Annotated in this window: 18 protein-coding genes; 6 read left to right on the forward strand and 12 right to left on the reverse strand. The window is 55.8% G+C overall.

Annotated elements, in window-relative coordinates:
- Positions 1-101 precede the first annotated feature (101 nt).
- The gene (locus tag BLU89_RS11180) at positions 102-419 is read left to right on the forward strand and encodes an H-NS histone family protein (protein WP_074736924.1); all 318 of its coding nucleotides are present in this window, start codon (positions 102-104) and stop codon (positions 417-419) included.
- Between the two features lie 18 nt (positions 420-437).
- Positions 438-1,145, forward strand: coding sequence for a purine-nucleoside phosphorylase (gene deoD / locus BLU89_RS11185; protein ID WP_074736925.1), 708 nt, complete (start codon positions 438-440; stop codon positions 1,143-1,145).
- A gap of 12 nt (positions 1,146-1,157) precedes the next feature.
- On the opposite strand, the gene BLU89_RS11190 is transcribed toward deoD, so the two are convergent.
- The 11 genes from BLU89_RS11190 to BLU89_RS11240 all read right to left on the reverse strand — a co-directional run bounded on the left by BLU89_RS11190 (position 1,158) and on the right by BLU89_RS11240 (position 9,589).
- Positions 1,158-2,021, reverse strand: a complete 864-nt coding sequence (locus BLU89_RS11190) for an urea carboxylase-associated family protein (protein ID WP_074736926.1) — start codon at positions 2,019-2,021, stop codon at positions 1,158-1,160.
- A 286-nt stretch (positions 2,022-2,307) separates the two neighbouring features.
- Complete coding sequence (locus BLU89_RS21545) at positions 2,308-2,448, reverse strand: hypothetical protein (RefSeq protein WP_176797696.1); 141 nt, start codon at positions 2,446-2,448, stop codon at positions 2,308-2,310.
- Between the two features lie 137 nt (positions 2,449-2,585).
- On the reverse strand, positions 2,586-3,365 hold the full coding sequence (locus tag BLU89_RS11200) for a succinate dehydrogenase iron-sulfur subunit (protein WP_074736928.1): 780 nt from the start codon (positions 3,363-3,365) through the stop codon (positions 2,586-2,588).
- 12 nt (positions 3,366-3,377) lie between these two features.
- Complete coding sequence (sdhA, locus tag BLU89_RS11205) at positions 3,378-5,186, reverse strand: succinate dehydrogenase flavoprotein subunit (RefSeq protein ID WP_074736929.1); 1,809 nt, start codon at positions 5,184-5,186, stop codon at positions 3,378-3,380.
- Between the two features lie 25 nt (positions 5,187-5,211).
- Positions 5,212-5,583 carry a succinate dehydrogenase, hydrophobic membrane anchor protein gene (sdhD, locus tag BLU89_RS11210; RefSeq protein WP_074736930.1) on the reverse strand — a complete coding sequence of 124 codons (372 nt, stop codon included), beginning with the start codon at positions 5,581-5,583 and terminating at the stop codon, positions 5,212-5,214.
- Between the two features lie 11 nt (positions 5,584-5,594).
- A complete protein-coding gene (sdhC, locus tag BLU89_RS11215; RefSeq protein ID WP_074736931.1) occupies positions 5,595-5,978 on the reverse strand; it encodes a succinate dehydrogenase, cytochrome b556 subunit in 384 nt (127 codons plus the stop codon).
- 204 nt (positions 5,979-6,182) lie between these two features.
- Positions 6,183-6,857, reverse strand: coding sequence for a DUF1194 domain-containing protein (locus BLU89_RS11220; RefSeq protein ID WP_074736932.1), 675 nt, complete (start codon positions 6,855-6,857; stop codon positions 6,183-6,185).
- Between the two features lie 66 nt (positions 6,858-6,923).
- The gene (locus BLU89_RS11225) at positions 6,924-7,952 is read right to left on the reverse strand and encodes a MaoC family dehydratase (protein ID WP_074736933.1); all 1,029 of its coding nucleotides are present in this window, start codon (positions 7,950-7,952) and stop codon (positions 6,924-6,926) included.
- Positions 7,952-8,158: a DUF1737 domain-containing protein gene (locus BLU89_RS11230; protein WP_074736934.1), complete on the reverse strand. Its 207-nt coding sequence runs from the start codon at positions 8,156-8,158 to the stop codon at positions 7,952-7,954. The genes BLU89_RS11225 and BLU89_RS11230 overlap by 1 nt, the downstream gene beginning before the upstream one ends.
- Before the next feature lie 12 nt (positions 8,159-8,170).
- The gene (locus BLU89_RS11235; RefSeq protein ID WP_074736935.1) at positions 8,171-8,725 is read right to left on the reverse strand and encodes an NnrU family protein; all 555 of its coding nucleotides are present in this window, start codon (positions 8,723-8,725) and stop codon (positions 8,171-8,173) included.
- Positions 8,726-8,731: 6 nt separating this feature from the next.
- Positions 8,732-9,589 carry an HpcH/HpaI aldolase/citrate lyase family protein gene (locus BLU89_RS11240; protein ID WP_074736936.1) on the reverse strand — a complete coding sequence of 286 codons (858 nt, stop codon included), beginning with the start codon at positions 9,587-9,589 and terminating at the stop codon, positions 8,732-8,734.
- A 178-nt stretch (positions 9,590-9,767) separates the two neighbouring features.
- Between BLU89_RS11240 and BLU89_RS11245 the strand changes: the two genes are divergently transcribed.
- Positions 9,768-10,073 (forward strand): hypothetical protein, encoded by a 306-nt coding sequence (locus BLU89_RS11245; protein WP_074736937.1) that lies wholly within the window; start codon positions 9,768-9,770, stop codon positions 10,071-10,073.
- A gap of 3 nt (positions 10,074-10,076) precedes the next feature.
- On the opposite strand, the gene BLU89_RS11250 is transcribed toward BLU89_RS11245, so the two are convergent.
- A complete protein-coding gene (locus tag BLU89_RS11250) occupies positions 10,077-10,832 on the reverse strand; it encodes a sulfite exporter TauE/SafE family protein (protein ID WP_074737117.1) in 756 nt (251 codons plus the stop codon).
- Between the two features lie 158 nt (positions 10,833-10,990).
- Here BLU89_RS11250 and mdh point away from each other — a divergent pair, with 158 nt between their 5' ends.
- From mdh to BLU89_RS11265, 3 genes are all read left to right on the forward strand, one after another.
- Positions 10,991-11,953, forward strand: a complete 963-nt coding sequence (mdh, locus tag BLU89_RS11255; protein ID WP_074736938.1) for a malate dehydrogenase — start codon at positions 10,991-10,993, stop codon at positions 11,951-11,953.
- Positions 11,954-12,271: 318 nt separating this feature from the next.
- Positions 12,272-13,465 carry an ADP-forming succinate--CoA ligase subunit beta gene (gene sucC / locus BLU89_RS11260; RefSeq protein WP_074736939.1) on the forward strand — a complete coding sequence of 398 codons (1,194 nt, stop codon included), beginning with the start codon at positions 12,272-12,274 and terminating at the stop codon, positions 13,463-13,465.
- Positions 13,465-14,010: a hypothetical protein gene (locus BLU89_RS11265; protein WP_074736940.1), complete on the forward strand. Its 546-nt coding sequence runs from the start codon at positions 13,465-13,467 to the stop codon at positions 14,008-14,010. The genes sucC and BLU89_RS11265 overlap by 1 nt, the downstream gene beginning before the upstream one ends.

Consider the following 14,010-nt stretch of genomic DNA (forward strand, 5'->3'; position numbering starts at 1 on the left):
CAAAATCTCCAATTCTATTTCCAATAAAAAAGGAATAGACAGGACCGGAATATGCGAATTCCCTGGGCAACCTGCCCGGCAATAACCGGAATGGAGAAAAAATGGCAATCGATCTTGAAAAAATGTCGCGCAAAGAACTTCTCGAATTGCGCAATCAGGTCGAAAAAGCGCTCAAAAGCGCTGAGACCCGGGAGCGGAAGGAAGCTTTGAAAGCAGCCGAAAAAGCGGCGGCTGAATTCGGATTTTCACTTTCCGAATTGCCGTTGGATGGGATAAAACCGTCAAAGGGGGCTAAAACCAAGCCGAAATATCACAATCCGAACGATCCGTCCCAAACCTGGACCGGTCGGGGCCGTAAGCCGCAATGGATTCATGATGCGCTGAAGGCCGGTGCCGATATAACCGATCTCGAAATCTGATCGGGGGGTTTTGTCAAAATGACAATTCATATTGGGGCCGAAAAAGGCGAAATAGCTGAAACCGTTCTTTTGCCCGGCGACCCGTATCGTGCGAAATGGGCGGCCGAGACATTTCTGGACGATGTTAAGCTGGTCAATGAAGTGCGCGGTATGCTGGGATTCACCGGCACCTGGAACGGGAATAAAGTCACAATTCAAGGCAGCGGAATGGGAATGCCGTCGCTTTCGATCTACGTGAACGAACTGATCCGTGATTACGGTGCCAAAACCCTGATCCGGATTGGTTCATGTGGCGGGATGCAGAACAGCGTGAACGTGCGCGATGTCATTCTGGCGATGACTTCGACCACACTCAGCACGCCTTCGCGCGGAATCATGAAAGAGATGAATTTTGCCCCCTGCGCCGATTGGAACTTGCTGCAGGCCGCGGCCCAGGCAGCGCAAGCCAAAGGCACACCGACCCATGTGGGCGGCATCTATTCATCCGATGTCTTCTATGACGAACGCCCGGACCTGAACGAACAAATGGTTCGCCACGGTATTTTGGGGGTCGAAATGGAGGCCGCCGAACTCTACATCCTCGCCGCACGCCACAAATGCCGGGCGTTGGCGGTTCTGACAGTATCCGACCATCTTCTGACCGGCGAAGCCCTGCCTTCCTCTGATCGAGAGAGCAGCTTTGGCGACATGGTTGAAATCGCGCTTCAGGCGGCCTTTCCGACCTAAACATCACAAAGCTTAGCGCCCATGCGTGCGATCATATCCGTTGCGCGCAGGGCTGCTCCATCCTGCCAACTCGCCTTCAGCCGGGGAAAAGGTTTCGACCAACAGCGGATAACACGCCGCCGTATCCGATGAGTGTTCCGACGAGCAATCGCCGCCGGGGCACGCACTTAGATTTCCCAGCAGATCAATCTCGGCAAAAAATTCAATATGGTCGCCCGGACGTACCGGCGATGCTTTCATGAAGTACTGCCCCGTATCGCGTGTGAAACCCGTGCACATGAACACATTCAACACATCATGTACCGCAGGCTCAGCCTCGGCTAATGAAATCCCCAGATGATCTGCCAGTGCACGTGTCAGGTTCGAATGGCAACAGTGATGGTATTGGGACCCGGACAACAGATTGCCAGTATAGGGATCGCACCGCGTGCCGATCACATCATGCACCGACCCGCCGAACTCATCGATTCCGTACCACCCCAAAGTGTCGGCAGTGATTGTTGCCATGGGGCGCACATGAGGAAAGCTGGACCACATACGCTCACCTGTCGTGATGTGTGTTCCATGCAAAGCGCGGGTCTTGCCGGAATAGAACCGTTCGGACAAGGCATTGAGATTCCACAGGTTCAGATCGCCGACCTGCGGACCCTCGACCGAGGTGATACGAAAAAAGTGTCCGGCAGGCACCTCAAAGCACCGCGCGTCCCGCGCGGGAACCAGCACCTCGCCCGTCTTCTGTGCGCCCTCACGCGCCGCTTGATAGAGTTCGAGATCAGGTTTCGGCAGACCGTCATTCGGGTAGCAGATAACAGGTGCAATGGCACGGCGCGCCTCTGCATCTGCGGGTGGGCGGGAAGAGTTCCGAGAATCTGTCATGGGCAGAGACTGACGCAGTTCGGTCGGACACGAAACCCCTTACTGCGGCAATTGCCCCTTCAGACATTGTGAGGGTTCGGTATCGGATTGCGAAACTGCACCGCAGAAGGCACACCGCCACTGGCCTTCGCTTCGATGTAGTCGCCACCGGCAGTCGCGCGTCAGAGAAGACGTGCGGGATCGCCATATGAAGTAGGCAAAGACACCAGCAGCAAGAAGAAGCAACAGAACAGGCATATCTCTGCTTTGCCGATTGCGCAAAAATTTTCAAGCCCAACCGGGGCGATCAGGCAGCGTTGGCGTATTCAAACAGTTCAGGTGTTTCGTCTTTGGCCGGAACTTTAGGTTCGGGTGTATAATAGGCCCAGGCCTGTTCCAGCAGTTCCAACGCTTTGTCAGCGTCGCATTTTTGGTTTTGAATGCTCATCGGAGTGACCTCATTTCGAATTCATCACTCCTCCCTATACGAATTTTAGAACCACACTCGTACGAGCGCATCGTATAGTTTTGCAGAGGCGACATGCACTTGCCGCAACCCGGCAAGTGCTTTGATGTAGTGCGCAATTAGACCGCGCGATCAACCATCATCTTTTTGATTTCGGCTATTGCCTTGGCCGGGTTCAGACCCTTGGGGCAGGTCTTGGCACAGTTCATGATGGTGTGGCAGCGATACAGCTTGAATGGATCTTCCAGCTCATCCAACCGTTCACCCGTCGCCTCATCCCGGCTGTCGATGATCCAGCGATAGGCATGCAACAACGCGGCCGGGCCGAGATAACGGTCACCGTTCCACCAGTAGCTGGGGCACGAGGTCGAGCAGCTGGCGCACATCACGCATTCATAAAGACCATCCAGTTTCCTGCGGTCTTCGATGGATTGCTTCCATTCCTTCGCCGGACGATTTGTCTTGGTCTCCAGCCACGGCATGATCGAGGCGTGCTGGGCATAGAAATGCGTCAGATCAGGGATCAGGTCCTTGACCACCGGCATATGCGGCAGCGGGTAGATTTTCACATCTCCCTTGATCTCATCCATGCCATAGATGCAGGCCAGTGTGTTGATCCCGTCGATGTTCATCGCGCACGATCCGCAGATGCCTTCACGGCATGACCGGCGGAAGGTCAGGGTCGGGTCGATCTCATTCTTGATCTTGATCAGCGCGTCCAGAACCATCGGACCGCAGGTATCCATGTCCACGAAATAGGTATCGACACGCGGGTTCTGGCCATCTTCCGGATTCCAGCGATAGATTTGGAACTTGCGCACATTGGTTGTGCCCTCGGGTTTGGGCCAGGTCTTGCCGGTGGTGATCCGGGAATTCTTGGGGAGGGTCAGTTGTACCATTAGTTCCTCTCCTTAGAACGTACGCGCTTTGGGCGCGATTTTCTTCAGACTGATGCCGCCTTCGGCTTCAGTGCTAAGTGGATCGACAATCACCGGGCGATAGCTGAGATCGACCTTATTGCCATCGACGCGGCTGATGGTGTGTACGCGCCAGTTCTCATCATCCCGCTCGGCAAAGTCCTCGTGGGCATGGGCGCCGCGCGATTCCTTACGCGCCTCAGCCCCTACGATGGTGGCAAGCGCGCTCGGCATAAGATTGGTCAATTCCAGCGATTCCATCAGATCACTGTTCCAGACGAGACTACGGTCCGAAACTTTCAGGTCATTCATCTTGGCCGCAATCGCCGTCATCTTTTCGACCCCTTCCGCCATCGTCTTAGCGGTACGGAACACGGCCGCGTCTTCTTGCATAGTGCGCTGCATCTCAAGCCGCAAATCGGCTGTCGGAACTGCACCGCTTGCGTTACGAACTTCATCAAACCGATCAAATGCCTTGTCCACCGACGCTTGGTTCAACACCGGGTTCGGTGCCTCGGCATCCACAACCTTGCCTGCCTTGATCGCAGCGGCACGGCCAAATACCACAAGGTCAATCAGCGAGTTTGATCCAAGACGGTTCGCGCCGTGAACCGAAGCGCAACCCGCCTCACCCACAGCCATCAGACCCGGCACAACAGCTGTCGGGTTTTCAGCGGTCGGGTTCAGAACCTCACCCCAATAGTTCGTCGGGATACCGCCCATATTGTAGTGAACCGTTGGCAGAACCGGGATTGGTTCCTTGGTCACGTCTACACCGGCAAACACCCGTGCAGATTCAGAAATACCCGGCAAGCGCTCTGCCAACGCCTCGGAAGGCAGGTGGCTGAGGTTCAGGTGGATGTGGTCACCGCCGTCGCCATGGCCGCGACCTTCGCGGATTTCCATTGTCATCGAGCGTGAAACATAATCGCGCGGCGCGAGATCCTTATACTGGGGCGCATAACGCTCCATGAACCGCTCACCTTCGGAGTTGGTCAGGTAACCGCCCTCACCACGCGCACCTTCGGTGATCAGGCAACCCGATCCGTAGATGCCGGTTGGGTGGAATTGCACGAATTCCATATCCTGCAGCGCCAGTCCTGCGCGCGCCACCATGCCGCCACCGTCGCCGGTACAGGTATGGGCCGAGGTCGCACTGAAATAGGCGCGGCCATATCCGCCGGTCGCCAGCACCACCATCTTGGCATTGAAGACATGCATCGTGCCATCGTCCAGCTTCCAGCAGACGACGCCCTGACATTGCCCGTCATCGGACATGATCAGGTCGATGGCAAAATATTCGATGTAGAACTCTGCATTATTCTTCAGCGACTGACCGTACAGCGTGTGCAAGATCGCGTGGCCGGTCCGGTCGGCGGCAGCGCAAGTCCGCTGCACGGCAGGGCCTTCGCCAAATTCAGTCGTATGGCCACCGAATGGGCGCTGATAGATCTTGCCTTCTTCGGTCCGGCTGAAGGGCACACCGTAATGCTCCAGCTCGTAAACAGCCTTGGGCGCCTCGCGCGCGAGGTATTCCATCGCGTCGGTATCACCCAGCCAGTCCGAACCTTTCACAGTGTCGTACATGTGCCATTGCCAGTGGTCCGGCCCCATGTTCGACAGGGACGCGGCAATGCCGCCCTGTGCCGCGACCGTATGCGAACGGGTCGGGAAAACCTTGGTCACGCAGGCGGTGCGCAAACCCTGTTCGGCCATGCCCAAAGTTGCACGCAAACCCGCGCCACCGGCGCCGACAACCACCACGTCATATTCGTGGGTTTCGTATTCATATGTTGCTGTCATCTTAGGTGATCCTTACCGCGCATTCTTAAAGGGCGAGCTTTACAAGGGCAAAAAGCCCGGCAGCAATCAGTGTGTAACCGAATGCCGCCACCGCCATCAGGCTCAGCTTTTCCGCAACGCCGTGAACGTAATCTTCGATTGCCACCTGCGCTTCCCGCACGAGGTGAATGACAACGACGACCAGCGTCAGAGCGGTAACAATGGCTGGGAACGGCTTACTGTAATAGGCAAGAACCTCTTCAAACGTACCACCAAGACCGTAGGCAAAGGTGAAGACGAAAAGTGGAACAAGAAATACCAGCGCAGTGGAGCTGGCCATCATCTGCCAGTGATGGTGCGTGCCCTGACGGCCTGCACCCATGCCCTGCGCGCGTTTGCGGTCGGTGAGGTAATGCATCGCGAAGCTCCTTAAACCGCAAGTGCCGTGATAAAGGTGAGGATCGTAGCAAGCACGAACATGCCGATCGCCAGTTTCTCGGACACTTCGACATTCACGCAATAGCCCAGATCCCAGATCACGTGCCGCAGCCGTCCCAGCATGTGATAAAAGATCGCCCAGGTCGCGGCGAACATAACCAGGTCACCCAGCCAACTGCGCATAAGACTATCAATGAAAACAAATGCGCTTTCTGATGTTGCGGCCGCCAGAAGCCACCAGACAACAAAAAAGGCGACCAACAACGATGCAATGCCGGTGATACGGACCAAGATCGAGGATATCGACGTCATCTGTGGTCGGTAGATCGACAGATGCGGTGAAAGAGGGCGGTTGCCCCGATTTACATCGGCCATGCTGGCTCCTTTTCGGTTGGCTACCGAACGTTTTAATGGTTTTTGCGACTCTGTCACGCGCTGCAGGTGCAAAATCCAGTAAATTTACTTCAAAATCGTTGATAAGACACATTTGTGATCACACAAAATAATCTCGTGATCACAAAAAACATGCATCGTCTTCTATGTTAGCGTTTTCAACGCAAAAGCAATGTGATCACGAATCTATCGAAGGGCTGGCTTCAACACTGCAGTCTGCTGTGTAACCTCTCGCAAAAGCTTCTTGCGGATACGTTCGGGATAGTCGGCAAAACCGGCAGCCGAGACGACGAAGGCACCCTCACCTACAATGACGTTCTCAAAGAAATAGGCCGTCAAGTCAGGTTCGCTCTCTTCAATCGCAATCGCGTTTACGGTGACACCGCGATCACGGAGCTTGGCATGAAGCGTCGCCGGCTCGATGCCTTCATTCGAAATCCCATCACCCGAAAGATCGATCAGATGCCTTTTGCATTCGGACACCTCGCCAAAACTGGCAGTGGTCATTTCAAGCGCTTCACCAATCGCAGTAGAGAAGTTTCGCCAGACCCGCGGATCGGCCGCGACATGATCTGCGAACTGGTCCAGCGTGGTGAAACTGTCGATCCGGGTCCATGGAATGGTGATCCGTTGGCGTGAACTGCCGGTCCATTGCACCAGCATCAATCGCGCCTGCCCGCGCACCAATGCCTCGGACACGATGGGATCACGTAATCCGGCGGCAAGCCCGTCCATCTGAATTCGGTATTCATCGGAATCGACCGAGCCCGAGACATCCACGGCCAATGCCAAAGCCAGATCGCAGGCATAAGCCTGCGGGGTCAGGCACAGGCAGGCCAGAAACGAGCGCAACAACACCATGACCCAAGCGTAGCATGGATTTCGCCCACCGTGATCACTTCAATGTCAGCGGTCAGGCGACAAATGTTAGATGGGCATCAGGGCCCAGTAATCCAGATCCAGCAGAACGTTGGGCAGGTATTTTCCGTCTTCATTGCGCAGCTCAAAGGGCTCTCCACCCTTGGTCGCGACCAGCCGCAACCGCAGCGCACCAACTCCGGACACGCCAGTTTCGGCCTTATCCAACACCTCTGACCAGACCTTGATGGTGTCGCCCGCAAAATAGGGATTTGCATGAGCGCCGCCATTCAGTCCAACGATCATCTGCGCGTTTGCCAAGCCGTTGAACGACAAGGCACGCGCCATCGAGATCACATGACCACCATAAATCAGCCGACCCTCAGGGCGGAAGGTCAGGTCGAAATGCACCTTGGCCGTGTTTTGCCACAATCGGGTGGCCAGCATGTGCTCGGCCTCTTCAACGGTCACGCCATCGACGTGATCGATCATTTCTCCGGTGTTGTACGCATCCCAGCGGTGGGCTTCACCGGATTGTACAAAATCGTAGTTTGAGAAATCGAGCCCCTGAGGAACCAGCAGATCGCCAACATCCAGCGACTTTTTCAGCTCTGGCACCAACGTTTCAGGCGCCGGCGCGTCGAAGTCCGATTTCCGCACCATCACCCAGCGTACATATTCGATGACCACCTCATCGCGCTGATTCAGGCCGCGAGTGCGAACCCAAACCACCCCGGTCTTGCCGTTCGAATTCTGTTTCAGCCCGATCACCTCGGATTCCGAACGTAAAGTATCGCCCGGATAGACTGGCTGCAGCCAGCGCCCTTCGGCATAGCCCAGATTGGCAACCGCATTCAGCGAGATATCGGGCACCGTTTTTCCGAATACCACATGAAAGGCCGCCAGATCGTCGATCGGACTTTGCGGCAGACCACAATTCCGGGCAAATTCATCCGAAGAATAAAGCGCGTGACGCGCCGGATAGAGCGCATGATACAGCGCTCGTTCGCCATCCGTTATAGTGCGCGGCACCGCGTGATGCAGCACCTGCCCGACAGAATAATCTTCGAAAAAGCGGCCCGGGTTTGTTTTTGCCATTATTGCTGTCCCAGTTTCATATCAGGTGAATAATCGGACTCGACCTCTTTGGTGACCGCCTGTGCACAACGCATCATGTTGTTGGCGGCATCAAAGGCGTAGCAAGGGTCGCCATAGAGCTCCCAACCCTTCGCCATTGCGTCCGAGACCTTGTGGCAAAAGGCTGATGTGTCTTCTTCGGTCAATAAACGGTAGAGTTTTGGCATTACATCTGACCTTTACGAACCGAATGGGGACGGGCCGACAAGCCCGTGGATGTAGCCGATGATGCCGAGCAGAACGATTGAGGCGACAAAGAACATCGCGTCTTTGCCGTAGGTGCCCGGCTCGCTCGGCGCCCAGCCAGGCTCGGACCGGTTGATCACGATCACTTCGACAACCGCCCAGGCCAGCAAACCACCGAACAGGATGATCGAGGCCAAATCACCATTCACCAGCAGGTGCGCAAAGGCCCACATCTTCATTCCGCCCAGCATCGGATGGCGCATCTTGTTCAGAAGGCGCCCTTTCTGTCCGGCGGGGCTCATCATGAAGATCGCAATCAAGACCAACAGATTGTTGATGTGAACCATGAAGCTGGGCGGCGCCCAGACATAGATGAAATCGGTCATGCGATAGCCGAAGATCATCAGCAGGACCGAAGCCGCAATCGCCAGCGCGACAACACCTTTGCCCGCATTTCCCATCGAAGCCCGCTGTTCGGGCATCACGCGTTTGAACAAATGTGCAGCCCACCACAGCCCCACACCCAAAATCAGAAGAACAAAGCCCATGCTGGCTTACCCCGCTTGCAAAGCTACTATCGCTTCTGCTTTTGCCAGAATTTCACGGGCAGTTACAACGTGTAGGTTCTCGACAATCTTGCCATCCACGACGGCAACGCCCTGCCCCTGCGCCTCGGATTCTTCGAAGGCGGCAATCTGGCGGCGGGCCAGATCGATCTCATCCTCCGAGGGTGCAAAGGCTGCATTGGCGACATCGACCTGAGCGGGGTGGATTAGAGTCTTGCCATCAAAACCCATATCACGGCCTTGGGTGCATTCGGCCTCAAGACCTTCGGTATCCTTAAACGCATTATAAACGCCGTCGACAATAATCAGCCCTTCAGCCTTGGCGGCCAGCAGGCACAGGCCAAACGAGGTCATCATCGGCAGGCGATCAGGTCGAAAACGGGTCTGCAATTCCTTGGCCAGATCATTGGTCCCCATCACAAACCCCGCCATCAGCGGGTGCGCTGCGATTTCAGCCGCATTCAGCATACCGCGCGGGGTTTCCATCATCGCCCAGATCGGCAGGTCACCCGTAAGCGCGGCCAACGCATCAACGTCGGCGGCCGAGTTCACCTTGGGCAGCAGTACCGCATCGGCATCCATCTCGCGCACTGCCGCAGCATCGGCACGACCCCATTCGGTGTCCAGCCCGTTGATGCGTACGATCTTCACCCGCGTGCCGTAACCACCGGTCGCCAGAGCAGCCTTGAGCGTTTCGCGGGCGTTGGGCTTTTCATCGGCAGAAACTGCATCTTCGAGATCGAAGATAATCGCATCGACCGGCAGGCTGCGGGCCTTGTCCAGTGCCCGGTCACGCGAACCGGGGATATAGAGAACAGAACGATAGGGGCACTGACGGGAATCCACTGGCCTCTCCCTTTGTAATAATGTTGCGCGGAATGGGGCATTTTTTGACGGAAAGTTCAAGCGCAAAAACGCCGCGGTGCAGCATTTGTCCTCCAAAAGACGCAACGCGCGTTGCTTTAAGGTGATTTCTCCTTTGCCTAGTCATGCTGACATCCACTCGCAGGAAGAGGGAAACACGATGAAATCGACACTGATTAAGATGGCCACCGGGCTGGGCCTGATGGTACTGGCGGCACAGCAGCTTTATGCACAACCCCGCCAATGTGCCCCCCGCGACGACCTGATCCAGCAATTGGAGGAACGCTATGGCGAAACCCGCCGGGGCATAGGCATCGCCCGTCAGGGGGCAGTGATGGAGCTGTTTGCCTCGGCCAATACGGGCAGCTGGACGATCACGATCACCCTGCCAGACGGTATGACCTGCCTTGTCGCCTCGGGTCAGGCATTCGAAGCACTTGCCGACGCACTGCCGCCCAACGCCTGAACCTCAGACCAACGCATCCCAGATCAACTTGCTGCCAGTTATAGTCAGCAGCACATACGCGATACCAAAGAACAGGCGCTCGGACATCATCCAATGGGCCTGAACGCCCAGCCAAGCACCCAAAATTGCGAATGGTGTTAACAGTAAATCCGCCAACGCAGTGTGCCAGGTGAACATGCCCAGATAGGCATAAGGCACGAACTTGGTGACGTTGATGACCCAGAACACCAGAACGGTGCTGGCTTGAAACTCGGTTTTCGACAGGCGTTGGGACAGCAGGTAGACGGCAGCAGGTGGACCGCCCGCATGGCTGACAAAGCTGGTGAACCCCGCAATCAGCCCTGCGAACAGGCCAGCGGGTGGTGGCAATCGGTTGACAAACCCGCGCAACCAACCCCGTGTTTGGCCGAGGTGCCAGACCACAAAACCAATGGATATCCCCCCGATCAACAGCCGCAACAGATCTGCGTCGGTCGCTTTGTAGAGCCATGCGCCCAGTGCCACGCCGGGAATTGCGCCCAATATTAACAATCGTGAATCCGGCCAGTTCCAACGCTTCCAATAGGGACCGAGCGTAGCAACATCGATCACCATCAGGATCGGCAGCATCAGTGCCAGCGCCTGGCCGGGATCCAGAATTAGTGCCAGAATCGAAGATGACGCAAAGGCCACGCCCGAGCCGAACCCGCCCTTAGAGATACCCGCAAAGATCACCGCAGGGATCGCAACGGCAAAAAACAAAAAATTCAATTCGAACATCAGATGCCTCAAAACGGCCTGTTTTCGGGCCATTTAGCGCACTTCATTAGATAGACACAAACGGTATGCGGTCGCATGCCGCGTCGCACGGGCCTTGCGCGTTGGCGTTTTAAGGACTAGCACAACCGCGATTTCATTACCGACCGGAGACTTTCCAAATGGCCAGACCCAAGATCGCGCTGATCGGCGCTGGGAACATCGGCGGCACGCTTGCTCATCTCGCTGCCATCAAGGAACTGGGCGATGTTGTCCTGTTTGATATCGCCGACGGACTGCCGCAAGGCAAGGCGCTCGACATCGCCGAATCCGGCCCATCCGAAGGGTTCGACGCCGCCATGTCGGGCACCAGCGACTATTCCGACATCGCCGGTGCGGATGTATGCATCGTCACAGCAGGTGTCGCCCGCAAACCGGGGATGAGCCGCGATGACCTCTTGGGTATCAACCTGAAAGTCATGAAATCGGTTGGCGAAGGCATCGCCGCCCATGCACCCGATGCATTTGTCATCTGCATCACCAACCCGCTGGACGCGATGGTCTGGGCCCTGCGCGAATTCTCGGGCCTGCCACACAACAAGGTTTGTGGCATGGCTGGCGTACTGGACTCAGCCCGCTTCGCGCACTTCCTTTCGGAAGAGTTCAATGTATCCATGCGCGACGTGACCGCGTTTGTTCTGGGCGGGCACGGCGACACCATGGTGCCATCCGTGCGCTATTCGACCGTTGCTGGTATCCCACTGCCCGATCTGGTCGAAATGGGCTGGACTTCGCAGGAAAAACTGGACGCCATCGTCCAGCGCACCCGTGACGGTGGCGCCGAGATCGTTGGCTTGCTGAAAACCGGATCGGCCTATTATGCACCTGCCACTTCGGCGATCGAAATGGCCGAGGCCTATCTGAAAGACCAGAAGCGCGTTCTGCCCTGTGCCGCCTATTGCAATGGCGAACTGGGTGTGACCGGCATGTATGTCGGCGTACCAACCGTGATCGGTGCGGGCGGGATCGAGCGCATCGTCGATATCAAACTCAACGAAGAAGAACAGGCTGGATTCGACAATTCGGTCAATGCCGTAAAAGGCCTGATCGAGGCGTGTAAGGGCATCGACAGCTCGCTGTCGTAATCCATCTTTATTGGAACGCCAAAACCGGCTCGCTTGCGGGCCGGTTTTCTTTTTCGGAACAGTTTTTCGTTCACCTTCCATTTTTCATCGCTACCCGATCTGTAGCTAATGTAGTTTTTGAATGTGATTTCCTCCGTTCTTGGCAAGAGATCGAATCAATTCCAAAACAGGTTCGATTTTGTGATCACACCCTAAAAAGCTGTGATCACAAATACTGAAAATCTTCGCGAAATTCCTGCCCCACGTCAAAAAACCCTTTATAAATGGCAGTTAGGCACGGCTATATCGGGTAAATCGTAGTCAGACGGGACAATTTCGATGAATATTCACGAATATCAGGCCAAAGCGCTTCTTCGCAGCTATGGCGCCCCGGTCTCCGAAGGTCGCGCGGTTCTGCGCGCCGAGGAAGCCAAAACAGCAGCTGGTGAACTGGATGGCCCCTTGTGGGTTGTCAAAGCGCAAATTCACGCAGGTGGACGCGGCAAAGGCAGCTTCAAAGAAACCGACGCTGGTGAAAAAGGCGGTGTCCGTCTGACCAAGTCGGTCGAAGAGGCGGCCGAGGAAGCCAAGAAGATGCTGGGCCGCACACTGGTCACTCATCAAACCGGCCCAGCAGGCAAGCAAGTTAACCGCATCTATATCGAGGCCGGCTCCGGCATTGAGACCGAACTGTACCTGGCCCTGTTGGTGGACCGCCAGACCAGCCGTATCTCGTTCGTGTGCTCGACCGAAGGCGGCATGGACATCGAAGAAGTGGCCGCCGCGACGCCCGAGAAAATCCTATCCTTCTCGGTTGATCCTGCGACAGGCTATCAGGCCTATCACGGCCGCCGCATCGCGTTTTCGCTGGGTCTGCAAGGCGCGCAGGTCAAGCAATGCGTCAAACTGATGAGCCAGCTGTATGCCGCCTTCGTCGAGAAGGACATGGAGATGCTGGAAATCAACCCGCTGATCGTTTCGGACAAGGGTGACCTAAAGGTGCTGGACGCCAAGGTCAGTTTTGACGGCAACGCAATGTACCGCCACCCGGATATTTCAGAACTGCGCGACACGACCGAAGAAGATTCCAAGGAACTGGAAGCCTCGAAATACGACCTGAACTATATCGCACTGGATGGTGAGATCGGATGTATGGTCAATGGCGCCGGTCTGGCGATGGCGACGATGGATATCATCAAGCTTTACGGTGCCGAGCCTGCCAACTTCCTCGACGTGGGTGGTGGTGCCACCAAAGAGAAAGTGACCGAGGCGTTCAAAATCATCACCTCGGACCCGCAGGTCAAAGGCATTCTGGTCAACATCTTCGGTGGCATCATGCGCTGTGATGTGATCGCTGAGGGCGTTGTCGCCGCGGTGAAAGAGGTCGGCCTGCAGGTTCCGCTGGTCGTGCGTCTGGAAGGCACGAATGTCGAGAAAGGCAAAGAGATCATCAACACCTCGGGCCTCGATGTGATCGCGGCGGACAACCTGAAAGACGGTGCCGAAAAGATCGTGAAGGCGGTTAAGGGGTAATGGTAATAGCTAAGAAAGCAACCGGTTTGCTAGCCACTTTGGCTTTGACGGTTTTGTCTGCATGCGCGCCAAGTGGTTCTTCAACACCCGCGGAAGTGGCGACTACTCAGGAAGCTGTAAGCGTTTTCGAGAGAACGTGCTTGGCTTCATTGCCAAATTTTGCTGACTTCTCGGAAAAGGCAAGCGCCGCAGGGCTCCAAAAGATCGGTGGGCTTGCACCGTTAAAAAACCCTCATCAATTGCCAAACAAACGGGTCATTGTGGGTTTAGTGGATTCGCCCAGCGGAGTTATTTGCAATTTCACTGTAGATAGCAATGACGACCCTAAAGCTGTCGGATCAGCTCTATTGGCAAGCGCTCGCAAGGCAGTTGGTAGAGGGCAGGGGAAGAGTTATCCGTCTTCATTTTACGAATACGCAGTCCAACTGCCCAATGGAAGCCTGATAACACAGAACATCAGGAAGAAAGGCGATGCTAGCAGAAGCCAAATTTTCCTGTCTGCGCCCATCTCCGCCGAACAAATTCCTCCGCTTATCTACAACTAA

The sequence above is a fragment of the Ruegeria halocynthiae genome (genome assembly GCF_900106805.1).
Classification (GTDB): Bacteria; Pseudomonadota; Alphaproteobacteria; order Rhodobacterales; family Rhodobacteraceae; genus Ruegeria; species Ruegeria halocynthiae.

Excerpts from the sequence above, each read along its gene's own strand:
- BLU89_RS11245 (WP_074736937.1), top strand. The coding sequence starts at position 9,768 with ATGAAATCGACACTGATTAAGATGGCCACCGGGCTGGGCCTGATGGTA.
- BLU89_RS21545 (WP_176797696.1), bottom strand. The coding sequence starts at position 2,448 with ATGAGCATTCAAAACCAAAAATGCGACGCTGACAAAGCGTTGGAACTG.
- BLU89_RS11220 (WP_074736932.1), bottom strand. The coding sequence starts at position 6,857 with ATGGTGTTGTTGCGCTCGTTTCTGGCCTGCCTGTGCCTGACCCCGCAG.
- BLU89_RS11265 (WP_074736940.1), top strand. The coding sequence starts at position 13,465 with ATGGTAATAGCTAAGAAAGCAACCGGTTTGCTAGCCACTTTGGCTTTG.
- BLU89_RS11200 (WP_074736928.1), bottom strand. The coding sequence starts at position 3,365 with ATGGTACAACTGACCCTCCCCAAGAATTCCCGGATCACCACCGGCAAG.
- BLU89_RS11250 (WP_074737117.1), bottom strand. The coding sequence starts at position 10,832 with ATGTTCGAATTGAATTTTTTGTTTTTTGCCGTTGCGATCCCTGCGGTG.
- BLU89_RS11180 (WP_074736924.1), top strand. The coding sequence starts at position 102 with ATGGCAATCGATCTTGAAAAAATGTCGCGCAAAGAACTTCTCGAATTG.
- sdhA (WP_074736929.1), bottom strand. The coding sequence starts at position 5,186 with ATGACAGCAACATATGAATACGAAACCCACGAATATGACGTGGTGGTT.
- sdhC (WP_074736931.1), bottom strand. The coding sequence starts at position 5,978 with ATGGCCGATGTAAATCGGGGCAACCGCCCTCTTTCACCGCATCTGTCG.
- sdhD (WP_074736930.1), bottom strand. The coding sequence starts at position 5,583 with ATGCATTACCTCACCGACCGCAAACGCGCGCAGGGCATGGGTGCAGGC.
- mdh (WP_074736938.1), top strand. The coding sequence starts at position 10,991 with ATGGCCAGACCCAAGATCGCGCTGATCGGCGCTGGGAACATCGGCGGC.
- BLU89_RS11225 (WP_074736933.1), bottom strand. The coding sequence starts at position 7,952 with ATGGCAAAAACAAACCCGGGCCGCTTTTTCGAAGATTATTCTGTCGGG.
- deoD (WP_074736925.1), top strand. The coding sequence starts at position 438 with ATGACAATTCATATTGGGGCCGAAAAAGGCGAAATAGCTGAAACCGTT.
- sucC (WP_074736939.1), top strand. The coding sequence starts at position 12,272 with ATGAATATTCACGAATATCAGGCCAAAGCGCTTCTTCGCAGCTATGGC.
- BLU89_RS11235 (WP_074736935.1), bottom strand. The coding sequence starts at position 8,725 with ATGGGCTTTGTTCTTCTGATTTTGGGTGTGGGGCTGTGGTGGGCTGCA.
- BLU89_RS11190 (WP_074736926.1), bottom strand. The coding sequence starts at position 2,021 with ATGACAGATTCTCGGAACTCTTCCCGCCCACCCGCAGATGCAGAGGCG.
- BLU89_RS11230 (WP_074736934.1), bottom strand. The coding sequence starts at position 8,158 with ATGCCAAAACTCTACCGTTTATTGACCGAAGAAGACACATCAGCCTTT.